The sequence below is a fragment of the Anabaena sp. CS-542/02 genome (assembly GCF_028331085.1).
In the GTDB taxonomy this organism is placed as follows: domain Bacteria; phylum Cyanobacteriota; class Cyanobacteriia; order Cyanobacteriales; family Nostocaceae; genus Anabaenopsis; species Anabaenopsis arnoldii.
Genome location: NZ_JAQMTM010000083.1, coordinates 1 through 12,305, shown reverse-complemented (window position 1 = coordinate 12,305; position 12,305 = coordinate 1). Strand labels below are relative to the sequence as shown.

The window sequence follows — 12,305 nt, the reverse complement described above, 5'->3', positions numbered from 1 at the left end:
ATTGATTTTTCTACCCAAAAATACCTGAAATTCCATTGCTATTATTGTTCAGTATAAACGTGTGTTTTTGCCGGTTGTATTAGATTTTTTTCTACTAATAGTTCGGCAATTTGGACTGCATTTAACGCAGCCCCTTTACGGATTTGGTCACCAGAAAGCCAAAGTTCCAAGCCGCAAGGGTGAGAAATATCCTGACGAATTCTTCCCACTAGAACATCGTCCTGAGATGTGGCTTCCATGGGCATGGGAAAGTAATTCTTTTCCCAATCTTCGATTAATTTTACTCCAGGAGAGTGACTTAAAATTTCCCTGGCTGTATCTGGACTAAATGGATTTTCAAATTCTAAATTAATTGCTTCGGAATGGGCACGTAGTACAGGAACCCGAATACAAGTAGCAGTAATTCTAATTTGTTGGTCGTTAAAAATCTTGCGGGTTTCGTTGACCATTTTCATTTCTTCCTCACAGTAACCCAAATTGTTTAAAGCTGAGTTATGTGGGAATAAGTTAAACGCCAATGGGTAAGGCAAAACTTCCGTCACCGGTTGCTGTCCTTGTAGTATAGCGCTAGCTTGGGTTTTGACTTCTGCCATGGCCTTGGCACCCGCACCGCTGGCTGATTGATAGGTTGAGACTACAATCCGTTTAATAGGGTTAATTTGATGCAGAGGCCAAATTGCCACTGTCATCAAAATTGTTGTGCAGTTGGGGTTGGCGATAATACCTTTGTGGTTAGCAGCCGCTAGGGGATTCACCTCTGGTACTACCAAGGGAATTTCCGGGCTCATCCGAAAGGCGCTGGAATTATCTATTACTACCGCACCTTTTTCCACAGCCACCGCTGCCCAAGTTTTCGATGTAGAACCCCCAGCACTGGCTAAAACTAAGTCCAGATTTTCCAAGGTGTGATCGCTCACTAATTCTACCGGTAAATCCTCACCTTTAAACCGCAGCGATCGTCCTACACTGCGCTCTGATGCCAATAGCTTCAACTCCCCCACTGGAAAGTTACGGCTTTCTAGTAATTCCAGCAACTCTGTACCCACAGCACCAGTTGCTCCCAAAATAGCTACACGATATGATTTTGACAAATCGGCTTTCTCCTTTCCCTGATCCTGTGTATTCTTTCTCAAACCGCTGATATTTTATACTTATATCTCTAAATAGTGATGGTCTATTTTCAATATTTTTTTAATTCTATGGGATTTTTCGGAAAAAAGTGCATTGATTTTATAGGTGAGATTAAGTTAAAGACATTTAATTTAACTACTATTGCTGCTCAATTCCTCCACTTATCCCGGAAATTATATAATAATATTATACAACAACCTCATGTCCAGTACAAGAAAAGGAGTGTCTACACTTGAGCATGGTGTAATGCTGACAGTTTTTAACCGAACAACTATCGAGATTGTCAAGTGGGTTGCGAATCACGATGGGTGTACTATGATTCAGATTGACTGCAACCAGCACAGTTAAAAATGTAGCCTCCTGTTTAGGTAACAGTCACTTTCAGCCCCACAAGGCACACAGAACCAACAGTAGAACCATTCCTAGCATAAGATACAACTTGAGAAACAAGATATCACGGTATTTGAAAAAACAAGAACTGCTAAAGTTCTTGCATAACTGCGAGTTTCCATAGTTAAACTTATGGCAATAAATTGTCAAGTCCTTTGCCATGAGCAGTAAGCTGGATATCTACTGATAACACTCACCCATATAATAATATGGGATTTTGAGTAACTTGTGGGTTCCCCCCATTCCCAGGGCCAGAGCAATCAAGCCACAGAAGCGGTAAATCGCATCAAGTGCCTACTGGGAGACAAAAAAATCAGAAATAAATACAGAGACGAAGCATGAAAGTTACCCAGGAAAAACTTCCCGCCAGCCAAATCGGCTTGGAAATCGAGATTACGCCAGAAATTACTAAGCAAACTTATGAACAGGTAATTAAAAACTTAGCCAGTAGTACAAGTATTCCTGGGTTTCGTAAAGGTAAAGTACCGCGGCCAATATTGCTACAACGGCTGGGTATAACTCGCATTAAAGCAGCAGCCCTCGAAGAAATACTTCAAGATGGCGTGGAAAAGGCACTCAAACAGGAAGAAATACCGGCAATTGGACAACCACAACTGCGGACTTCTTTTGAGGAATTGATTAGTAATTATGAACCAGGAAAACCCCTAACCTTTTTAGCGGCTGTAGATGTAGAACCAGATGTTAATGTGCTACAGTATACCGGTTTAACAGCTAAAGCGGAGGAAATCAAATACCAATCCAGTCGAGTTGATGAAGTCATAGAAAAGGAAAGGGAACAGTTGGCGACGCTGATTCCTGTGGAAGGACGTGCGGCTCAAATTGGTGATGTGGCTGTGGTTGATTTTAAAGGTGTGCTGGCCAAAGGTGAAGGCGAAGAGGAAACAACCGAACCAACAGCAATTCCGGGAGCTGAAGCCACAGATTTTCAACTGGAATTGCAAGAAGATAAATTTATCCCCGGCTTTGTATCAGGGATGGTGGGAATGAATCCGGGAGAAACCAGAGAAATTGCCGCTCAGTTCCCAGATCCTTACGCTAACGAAGATTTAGCCGGAAAAGCAGCAATTTTCACAGTTACACTTAAAGAACTGAAGGAAAAAGAACTACCAGAATTAAACGATGACTTCGCTCAGGAAGTTAGTGAATTTGAGACCTTGGATGAACTGCGTGCTTCTTTAGAAGCACGATATCAAAAAGAGGCTGAGGAAAAAACTAAATCGAACCAGCAGCAAGCTTTGTTAGCAGAAATTTTGAAGTACGTGGAGGTTGACCTACCACAAACCTTGATTGATAAGGAAATAGACGCAATGCTAACACAAACGGCAATGCGGCTTTCTCAGCAAGGATTAGATGTGAGACAGCTGTTTACCCAAGAAATCATACCCCAATTACGGGAGCGATCGCGCGATGAAGCAATTCAACGCCTGAAACAGTCTTTGGGATTACTGGAAGTAGGTAAACGCGAATCTATCGAGGTCACGCCTGAAGAAGTGGAAACCAGAGTGACTGAAGTGATGGAACAGTACGCAGACCAAGAAGTTGACACCCAAAGAATGCGCTCAGTGGTGGAAAACGAACTGTTAACTGAAAAAATAGTCGATTGGCTTCTAGAACACTCATCAGTGGAACTTGTTCCTGAAGGATCTCTGAGTTCAGCAGCAGAAATTTCCGGCGACTTAGAGACACCTACAGATCAGGGCGAGGAACAAAGCACCTCCGCTAGTACAGAATCAATATAATTGGTGTAGAGAAGCGAATTACCGTGTCTGGACAAGAAAGTGCTGAGTAACAATCTTTTCTACTCGGTACTTCCTTGTCGCAGGGTGATTAATCACCTCTGTGAGGGAAATATTATCGGAAAATTAGCGTGGGTGGGGTCTTTACCCACAGCTATATATATGAGGCATAATGGTTAACAAATAGCTCAAATAAAACTGCATCAGTTCACAAGGCAGCAATAACTGCCAGCAAACCCCTCCTAACTTAATTCTCAACTGTTCTTATATGCTTCTATCCCAGTCGGGAAATGATCCCATCCATAGTTTAAGCACAATCAAAATTAGCTCTCACTTGAGCCGACCCAGCAACATTGTACCGATGGTGGTAGAACAGTCTGGCATGGGAGAACGTGCTTTCGACATTTACTCTCGCTTGCTGCGAGAGCGGATTATATTCTTGGGTACTCCCATAGATGATGCTGTTGCTAATTCCATTGTTGCTCAATTGCTGTTCTTAGACGCGGAAGATTCAGAGAAAGATATTCAGTTGTATATCAATTCCCCCGGGGGTTCTGTCTACGCGGGGATGGCAATTTATGATACAATACAACAAATCCGCCCGGATGTTGTTACTATATGTTTTGGATTAGCCGCAAGTATGGGGGCTTTCCTGTTGGCGGCCGGTTCTGCTGGTAAACGGATGTCTTTACCTGACTCTCGCATCATGATTCACCAACCACTGGGTGGGGCTCAAGGTCAAGCCATTGATATTGAGATTCAAGCGCGAGAAATTCTTTATGTGAAGGGTAAGTTGAATCAGTTACTCGGTCATCATACTGGTCAGCCACTCGAAAGACTTGAGGCAGATACCGAACGCGACTTTTTTATGTCGGCAGAAGAAGCAAAAAACTACGGTTTGATTGATCAAGTCATCTCCAGACAAAATATTCCCACCGCCGGGGAAAACGTCACCATTCTGAAATAAGAGGCTGGTATGTCTAAGTACGACTCCCATTTAAAATGTTCTTTTTGTGGCAAGTCTCAAGAGCAGGTTCGTAAATTAATCGCAGGTCCGGGAGTCTACATCTGCGATGAATGCGTTGACTTGTGTAATGAAATCCTAGACGAAGAGCTACTGGACACGAATACGGCTGCGTCACAACCAGCACCAAGGTCAGAAACACCTTCAAAACGTCGTGCCCGCTCTTCTAATCTCTCATTTAACCAAATTCCCAAGCCTAGAGAAATTAAAAATTATCTAGACGAACACGTTATCGGTCAAGACGAGGCCAAAAAAGTTTTGTCTGTGGCAGTTTATAACCACTACAAACGGCTGGCAGTCATTCAATCGAAAGGTAAAAATGGCGCAGACGATGCTGTAGAACTGCAAAAGTCCAATATTTTGTTAATTGGTCCAACTGGTTGTGGCAAAACCCTTTTGGCTCAAACATTAGCCACAATCTTGGATGTACCCTTTGCTGTGGCTGATGCCACGACACTCACAGAAGCAGGTTATGTGGGTGAGGATGTAGAAAATATCCTGCTGCGACTGTTACAAGTGGCAGATTTGGATGTGGAGGAAGCCCAGCGAGGAATTATCTACATTGACGAGATAGATAAAGTAGCTCGCAAGAGTGAAAATCCTTCCATTACCCGCGATGTTTCCGGTGAAGGCGTTCAGCAAGCTTTGCTAAAAATGTTAGAGGGAACAATCGCTAATGTGCCACCTCAAGGAGGTCGTAAGCATCCTTATCAAGATTGTATCCAGATTGATACGAGCAATATTCTCTTTGTGTGTGGCGGTGCCTTCGTGGGTTTAGAGAAGGTAGTAGAGCAGAGAGTGGGTAAAAAGTCAATGGGTTTTGTACAACCGGGGGACAGTCAGTCCAAAGAAAAGCGGGTTGCTGATACTCTGCGCCATCTCGAACCAGATGACTTAGTTAAGTTTGGTATGATTCCCGAATTTATTGGACGAGTACCAATGGTAGCTGTAGTAGATCCTTTGGATGAAGAAGCGCTGATGGCAATTCTCACCCAACCACGCAGTGCCTTGGTCAAACAGTACCAGAAGCTGCTCAACATGGATAACGTTCAATTAGATTTTAAACAGGATGCTTTGCGGGCGATCGCTCAAGAAGCCTACCGCAGAAAAACCGGCGCTAGAGCGTTGCGGGGTATCGTGGAAGAACTAATGCTTGATGTCATGTACGAATTACCGTCCCGTGAGGATGTCACTCGGTGCATGATTACTAAGGAAATGGTAGAGAAGCGCTCAACAGCTGAATTAATAGTACATCCTTCTTCCCTACCTAAGCCAGAATCAGCCTAGGTATCATTAGTCACTGGTCATTGGTCATTGGCTTTTGACTTTTGACTTTTGACTTTTGACTTTTGACTTTTGATTTTTGACTTTTGATTTTTGATTTTTGACTCTGGAAAAATGCCTTATATTTGTGTTCGTAGTGTTGAGCATTACTATGAGTGGGTGAAAAAACCATCTGGTTCTTCGGTAAAGCCAGTAATGGTTTTTATTCATGGTTGGGGGGGGTCAGCGAGGTACTGGAAAAGTACGGCTGATGCTTTAGCAGACCAATTTGATTGTTTACTGTACGATCTGCGGGGTTTTGGTCGTTCTCGCGGAAAACCTAATATAGTCGAAGCCAGTGAATCTGTTGTAACGTCCCAGTCAAACCCAGACAAGTCAGTAGCAATCAAAGAGTTAAGCTATGAATTAGAAGAGTATGCTGAGGACTTAGCAACTTTACTAGATGACTTGCAACTCCAACGCGTTTATATTAACTCTCATTCCATGGGTGCATCTATTGCGACATTGTTTATTAACCGCTATCCCCAACGAGTAGAACGAGCTATTTTAACCTGTAGTGGTATTTTTCAGTACGACGAAAAAGCCTTTACGGCTTTTCATAAATTTGGTGGTTATGTAGTCAAATTTCGTCATAAGTGGCTAAGTAAAATACCATTAGTTGACCGAATATTTATGGCTAGATTCTTGCATAGCCCCATTGCTAGTTCTGAACGTCAGGCTTTTTTGCAAGATTTTCTGCAAGCAGACTATGATACCGCATTAGGTACAATTTATACCTCAGTTAGTAAAGCGCAAGCGGAATTAATGCCCCAAGAGTTTGCCAAGGTGCAAGTACCAGTTTTGCTGGTGGCTGGTGAGTATGACCAAATTATTCCTGCGGAAATGGGTCGTCAGGCCGCATCCGGGAGTGAAAATATTAAGTTTACCATTATTCCTAATACATCCCATTTTCCTATGTTGGAAGATGCTTCAACTTACTTACAACGAGTACACGAGTTTTTACAGGTGAGTCAGGTATACCGATAACTGGGGTGGCGTAGCCATAAAGTTAAACCACAGATAAACACAGATAAATTTCAGATTGGGAAAGGCTATGTGGCTAAAGTCCCAGTTCACGTTTTAACAAATTAATGGATGTAGCCCCAATATAATTTTCCACTTTAATCAGTTTGGGTGGACGAATAATCTCTTCTAGTGATGCTTGTAGTGCGGCCTGTACGGTGGGGAAACTGGCTTGATCGCTGATAATTACTTCCGCCCGCTTGACAATGGCTCTGATTTGATAAGCATCTTTTGGCTGGGAAGTCATGATTAATAGTTCATCGCCTCGTAAACCATGAAGAATTGCTTGTGCTGCACGCACAATCCCGGAACTCAGACTCACTATACCTACACAATTCTCCTTCGGTAAGCTTTTGAGTAGTTCCAGTTCTTTGCTGTAGTCGTAGATATCCAGGGGAATCACACGTACGCCTTTTGGGGCGGAGATCGCCTCTACATCGCTGATAAAATAACGATTTGTGACCACTGTAGCCGAAGTAGTTTTATCTAACAAGGCCGTTAATTCTTCTATCGCTACCAACTGTACAGGTATCTTTAGAGATATTTTTAATTCATACACCATCAATTCTCCGACACCTATATCATGGGAGGGAACTGCAACCAATACTTGGGCGCTACAACTTAAGCGCCAATCAATTTCACCTAAAAATATCTCCCGCGCTTGATGCAGTGAATAGCCTTGAGATAACATCTCATCCAGTGCTTTCTGCACTAGTTTATACCCATCTTCAGTTTCTTTTCTGATGAATGGGTATTGCAGCTTGCTGCCGTATTCATGACCTTGACTCCGCACATAAATTCCCGAACCAGCTATACTTTCTACAAAACCGTCCTCTTCCAACTGGCGGTAAACTTTACTAATGGTATTACGGTGTAACCCAGTTTGCATTGCTAAGGCTCTTGTGCTCGGCAATTTGTATCCAGGTGGATATTGTCGGGAGGCGATGGCAAACTGAATTTGATTAAATAGCTGACTGGAAGCGGGTATTTCACTGTCTGGCTGAATACGGAATTTAATCATGACCAAACCTATTGATATTAGTAAAGGCAACTAACCCAGTGTATCGATTACTATTAGCTATTTTATATACACATTTATTCTTTTCGAGGTAAATTTTTTTTTGCCTGAATTTTTGCTAATTCATAATTTTCTTGGGAAATAGCTACATTTACTGGCATATTGATATCAAATCATTAAATACTTAATTACACAACACAGGTAGAAATTTTTATGGAAGAAAAAATTATACAGACGGCAAAGTTGAGAATTTCGCAAGATAATCTACAAATATCCGCTTATTTAGCACAGCCACAAGCACGTGGTTCTTATTCTGGTGTTGTGGTATTACAAGAGATTTTCGGTGTCAATGTTCACATTCGGGAAGTTACAGAACGAATTGCTAAACAAGGATATGTGGCGATCGCCCCGGCACTTTTTCAACGTCAAGCCCCTGATTTTGAAACAGGCTACACCCCAGAAGATATTGAAATTGGCAGAAAATATGCTTGGAAACAGACTCAAGCATCAGAGTTATTGCGTGATATTCAATCAGCCATTGACTATCTCAAGACCCTACCCCACCTGAAACCCGATAGCTTTGGCTGTATTGGCTTTTGTTTTGGTGGTCATGTAGCTTATCTTGCTGCTACCCTACCAGATATTAAAGCTACTGCTTCCTTCTATGGTGCTGGTATTACTACTCGCACCCCTGGCGGTGGCGCTCCTACCATCACCCGTACCACGGATATCCGAGGCACAATATATACTTTTTTTGGCTTGGAAGATGTCAGCATCCCCGCACCAGAGGTCGATGAAATTGCAGGAGAATTAGAAAAATATAAAATTTCTCATCGAGTGTTTCGCTACGATGGATCTGAACACGGATTTTTCTGTAACCATCGCGCCAGCTATAATCCTAAAGCCGCAGCTGATGCTTGGGAGCAGGTGAAACAACTTTTTGGCAGTGTGTTAGGAGCCTAGAGACAAAAGCAGGGGAAAGTCCCTGGATTGGGGACTATTCAAGCTATTTTAGGTTGTTTTCCCTACCGAATAATCATGCCATAATTACCTAACACTCCTACTAGCTCGGAACTTGTTAGGGGTTTAGTACAACTCCAGTGGCATCACATCAAATAATAATTTATCTTTAATCGTCATGAACTCCGAATCGAAACTTTCTCAACTAGCCAATTCGTCTTTTACTATGGACGATTTTGCCAAAGCACTAGAAGTACACGACTACCAGTTTCAAAAGGGACAAGTTGTAAGCGGAAAAGTATTTCAACTTGACCCTAATGGAGCCTATGTAGATATTGGTGGCAAATCATCCGCTTTTCTCCCCCGTGATGAGGCTTCTTTGAGAGCAGTGACCGATTTATCGGAGGTACTGCCATTGCATGAGGAACTAGAGTTTTTGATTATCCGAGATCAGGATGCAGAAGGTCAAGTCACCCTTTCCCGAAAACAGCTGGAAATTCGGCAAGTCTGGAAACGAATGGTAGAAATGCACGAAGGCGGTCAAACAGTGCAAGTCAGGGTCACGGGTGTGAATAAAGGTGGTGTTACTGTTGATCTGCTTTCCTTGCGAGGGTTTATTCCGCGATCGCACTTAGCCGAGCGTGATCATCTAGAAGCGCTAAAAGGCCAAAGTTTGACTGTGAGTTTTTTAGAGATTAATCCTAACACCAAAAAACTCATACTTTCCCAACGTTTGGCCACTCGTTCTAGCAGCTTCAGCTTATTAGAACTCAATCAGCTAGTAGAAGGTAAAGTTACTGGTATTAAACCTTTCGGAGTATTTGTAGATTTAGATGGTCTGAGTGCTTTGCTACATATTAAGCAAGTCAGCCAAAAATTCATTGACTCTCTAGATAAAGTCTTTCAAATTGGTCAACCGATTAAAGCTGTAATTATTGACTTAGATGAGGGTAAAGGTCGTGTGGCTCTTTCTACCCGAATTTTAGAAAATTTCCCTGGTGAAATTTTGGAGAATTTTGATGAAGTCATGGGTTCAGCCGAGGCGCGTGCTAATCGAGCTAGTAACAAATCTGCCGAATAGGTGTAGAGTTTCACGCCAGTTATTTGCGCATTTGCGTCTTGGCGTGAAACATGATTTTTTAGATATAAAATAAGTTAGCTATTTTTAGCTTTAGCCAAGTCTTGTAACTGCTTGATGTTTAAAATACAGTAACTATATTTGCAAACGGAGAGGGGGAGATTCGAACTCCCGGAGGTTTTAGCCTCATCCGATTTCAAGTCGGACGCAATCGACCACTCTGCCACCTCTCCAATAAAACTGTCAGGCTTATCATTAACACACGACAATTTAGCATTGTAGCGCTTTTGTCTAATATTAACAAGCTGACAGATCATAATATATCTCATCATGTACACATATTGCACTACTAAAGAAAAATATCTCTGGCATCCTGGGCTATCGCCTATAGAGAATTTCCTCTACAGCCACCTGGAAATCATAGCCTACCCACACTAAGGAGACTTGGGACACCTCACCGGCTTCTAGGGAGACAATGGAAAAATTGCGCAGCCTTTGCCCCTGATTATCCAAAATCCTGGGTACATTTGCTGCGTTGAGATAAATGGTTCCCTCTGGACTTTTAAATACAGCTTTTCGCTGGACTGTTTTTGTATGTCTGAGGGTGCGGTGCATATGACCAAACGTCACCAGAGGAATTGTTTTACCAGCCGTGAGAGCCTGAGAAATCGCCGCGCCGAGGTCTGGGTCGCCAAAGTCACCACCGATGGGATGCCAGTCCTTACCGCAGGGATCTTCGGGTCGATCGCCTAAACCACTAGGTCCATTGTGACCCAGAAAAATAATCGTGTCATGAGCGGCGCTTTTTGCGGCTTTGACAATCAGGTCAGTGGATTCCTCCATACTCGTCACACCATACCGTTGTTCCAGGATGTCCGCAAATTTCCACTCTGGTCCACCCCAGGTAAAAGGACGACCTCCCACCACAGTTAAATTCCAGGTGGGAAAATCCAGCCGACTGTAACCTACGTGGGCAGGTCCCAATAAATCGAGTTGTTCTTGTACCCAGTCTGACTTAGAACGGTCATATGGACATTTCCGCCGTCCCCATTCCGTGGCAGTATACCAGGCATCGTGGTTTCCCATCACTGCTGCTTTGGGAATATCCAGGGAGGCTATTGCTTTGACCACATCCACCGATTCATTGCCAAAATCGCCCACAAACAGCACCAAGTCAACACCTAGGTACTTGAGTGCAATGCCATCTTCTACTTCCCACTGGTCGTGAACATCTCCAACTACAGCAATTTTTAGGGTTATTGATTTGGTTTTCTGACTGGTCATGCCACTTTCCTTGCCGTCTATATCCAGCATATGAAACTCCGCCGGATTTGCACAGAACAGAGGGGATATCGACCCCCTACTATTTTTGGTAAAAACTACTATAATTGAATCCACAGAACAAAAACCTGGAACTTAAGGCAACTCCTAACTGTGTTTACCACCGTACTACGTCAAAAAAACAAAACCCAAACGGGTGAACTACCACTAGATTTATTTACTGCCATTGAGAGTCTAAAAAAGGAACTCAATGCAGTTATCCTGGCTCATTACTATCAAGAACCGGATATTCAGGATATCGCCGACTTTATTGGGGATTCCTTGCAATTAGCCAAAGCCGCAGCCCAGACAAATGCAGATGTGATTGTCTTTGCTGGTGTTCACTTTATGGCGGAGACAGCAAAGATACTTAACCCTGATAAGTTGGTGCTTTTACCAGATTTAAATGCTGGTTGTTCTTTAGCAGACAGTTGTCCACCAGAAGCTTTTGCAGCTTTTAAAGCAGCACATCCAGACCATCTGGTGGTTTCATACATCAACTGCTCTGCCGACATTAAAGCCATGAGTGACATTATCTGCACCAGTTCCAACGCTGTCAAGATTGTGCAACAAATACCACCGACACAGCCGATTATTTTTGCTCCGGATCGGAATTTGGGACGGTATGTGATGGAACAAACCGGACGAGATTTGTTGCTATGGGACGGGAGCTGTATTGTTCATGAAACATTTTCTGAAAAGAAGATTGTGGAGTTAAAAATTACACATCCACAAGCTGAAGCGATCGCTCACCCAGAATGTGAAACTAGCGTATTGCGCCACGCAAGTTTCATCGGCTCAACAGCCGCCTTACTCACATATTGTCAAAACAGCCCTACAAAAGAATTTATAGTGGCTACAGAGCCGGGTATTATTCACCAAATGCAGAAACTGTCCCCGGAAAAGCAATTTATTCCTGCCCCGCCATTGAACAACTGTGCTTGTAACGAATGTCCATTTATGAGGTTAAATACTTTGGAAAAATTATATTTAGCGATGAAAAATTGTATTCCGGAAATCACCATGTCAGAGGATATCCGCCTGGCGGCGCTGCGACCAATACAACGGATGCTGGAGATGAGCAGTTAATCTGTATAAACAAAACACCCCTTGGTGGGGTGTTTTGTCGTATAATATTAGACCTGGCATCGAGCTATTTTTGCGGAGGGCTACCCCTCAACTATCGTGGCCGCTGCAGCGTTTCACCTCTGAGTTCGGGAAGGGATCAGTGTGGTTCCACCGCGCCATAGACACCAGGAAAGAATAGTGGGTCAGATACCC

At 43.1% G+C, this 12,305-nt stretch carries 10 protein-coding genes, 1 tRNA gene and 1 rRNA gene; 7 read left to right on the top strand and 5 right to left on the bottom strand.

Going from position 1 to position 12,305, the window contains the following annotated elements; genetic code table 11:
- Positions 1–41 precede the first annotated feature (41 nt).
- Positions 42–1,091: an aspartate-semialdehyde dehydrogenase gene (locus PN447_RS09330; RefSeq protein WP_271762582.1), complete on the bottom strand. Its 1,050-nt coding sequence runs from the start codon at positions 1,089–1,091 to the stop codon at positions 42–44.
- 768 nt (positions 1,092–1,859) lie between these two features.
- Between PN447_RS09330 and tig the strand changes: the two genes are divergently transcribed.
- From tig to PN447_RS09310, 4 genes are all read left to right on the top strand, one after another.
- The gene (tig, locus tag PN447_RS09325; protein ID WP_271762580.1) at positions 1,860–3,281 is read left to right on the top strand and encodes a trigger factor; all 1,422 of its coding nucleotides are present in this window, start codon (positions 1,860–1,862) and stop codon (positions 3,279–3,281) included.
- A gap of 265 nt (positions 3,282–3,546) precedes the next feature.
- Entirely contained in the window at positions 3,547–4,245 is a 699-nt protein-coding gene (clpP, locus tag PN447_RS09320) for an ATP-dependent Clp endopeptidase proteolytic subunit ClpP (RefSeq protein WP_271762577.1), read from the top strand.
- Positions 4,246–4,254: 9 nt separating this feature from the next.
- Positions 4,255–5,589: an ATP-dependent protease ATP-binding subunit ClpX gene (gene clpX / locus PN447_RS09315; protein ID WP_271762575.1), complete on the top strand. Its 1,335-nt coding sequence runs from the start codon at positions 4,255–4,257 to the stop codon at positions 5,587–5,589.
- A gap of 111 nt (positions 5,590–5,700) precedes the next feature.
- The gene (locus PN447_RS09310) at positions 5,701–6,612 is read left to right on the top strand and encodes an alpha/beta fold hydrolase (RefSeq protein WP_271762573.1); all 912 of its coding nucleotides are present in this window, start codon (positions 5,701–5,703) and stop codon (positions 6,610–6,612) included.
- A gap of 73 nt (positions 6,613–6,685) precedes the next feature.
- Here the strand turns inward: PN447_RS09310 and PN447_RS09305 are convergent, their stop codons facing one another.
- A complete protein-coding gene (locus PN447_RS09305; protein WP_271762572.1) occupies positions 6,686–7,669 on the bottom strand; it encodes a GntR family transcriptional regulator in 984 nt (327 codons plus the stop codon).
- 210 nt (positions 7,670–7,879) lie between these two features.
- Between PN447_RS09305 and PN447_RS09300 the strand changes: the two genes are divergently transcribed.
- Entirely contained in the window at positions 7,880–8,629 is a 750-nt protein-coding gene (locus PN447_RS09300) for a dienelactone hydrolase family protein (RefSeq protein WP_271762570.1), read from the top strand.
- Between the two features lie 175 nt (positions 8,630–8,804).
- Complete coding sequence (locus PN447_RS09295) at positions 8,805–9,707, top strand: S1 RNA-binding domain-containing protein (protein WP_271762568.1); 903 nt, start codon at positions 8,805–8,807, stop codon at positions 9,705–9,707.
- Between the two features lie 145 nt (positions 9,708–9,852).
- Here the strand turns inward: PN447_RS09295 and PN447_RS09290 are convergent.
- A tRNA-Ser gene (locus tag PN447_RS09290) sits at positions 9,853–9,937 on the bottom strand.
- Positions 9,938–10,082: 145 nt separating this feature from the next.
- Positions 10,083–10,988, bottom strand: a complete 906-nt coding sequence (locus PN447_RS09285) for a TIGR04168 family protein (protein WP_271762639.1) — start codon at positions 10,986–10,988, stop codon at positions 10,083–10,085.
- A gap of 150 nt (positions 10,989–11,138) precedes the next feature.
- Between PN447_RS09285 and nadA the strand changes: the two genes are divergently transcribed.
- A complete protein-coding gene (nadA, locus tag PN447_RS09280) occupies positions 11,139–12,113 on the top strand; it encodes a quinolinate synthase NadA (RefSeq protein WP_271762567.1) in 975 nt (324 codons plus the stop codon).
- 51 nt (positions 12,114–12,164) lie between these two features.
- On the opposite strand, the gene rrf is transcribed toward nadA, so the two are convergent.
- Positions 12,165–12,282 (bottom strand): 5S ribosomal RNA (gene rrf / locus PN447_RS09275).
- Between the last annotated feature and the right edge of the window lie 23 nt (positions 12,283–12,305).

Bases quoted from the DNA above. Each gene is read 5' to 3' on its own strand.
- PN447_RS09295 (WP_271762568.1), top strand. From the start codon at position 8,805: ATGAACTCCGAATCGAAACTTTCTCAACTAGCCAATTCGTCTTTTACT.
- PN447_RS09305 (WP_271762572.1), bottom strand. From the start codon at position 7,669: ATGATTAAATTCCGTATTCAGCCAGACAGTGAAATACCCGCTTCCAGT.
- PN447_RS09300 (WP_271762570.1), top strand. From the start codon at position 7,880: ATGGAAGAAAAAATTATACAGACGGCAAAGTTGAGAATTTCGCAAGAT.
- clpX (WP_271762575.1), top strand. From the start codon at position 4,255: ATGTCTAAGTACGACTCCCATTTAAAATGTTCTTTTTGTGGCAAGTCT.
- PN447_RS09310 (WP_271762573.1), top strand. From the start codon at position 5,701: ATGCCTTATATTTGTGTTCGTAGTGTTGAGCATTACTATGAGTGGGTG.
- tig (WP_271762580.1), top strand. From the start codon at position 1,860: ATGAAAGTTACCCAGGAAAAACTTCCCGCCAGCCAAATCGGCTTGGAA.
- PN447_RS09285 (WP_271762639.1), bottom strand. From the start codon at position 10,988: ATGACCAGTCAGAAAACCAAATCAATAACCCTAAAAATTGCTGTAGTT.
- clpP (WP_271762577.1), top strand. From the start codon at position 3,547: ATGCTTCTATCCCAGTCGGGAAATGATCCCATCCATAGTTTAAGCACA.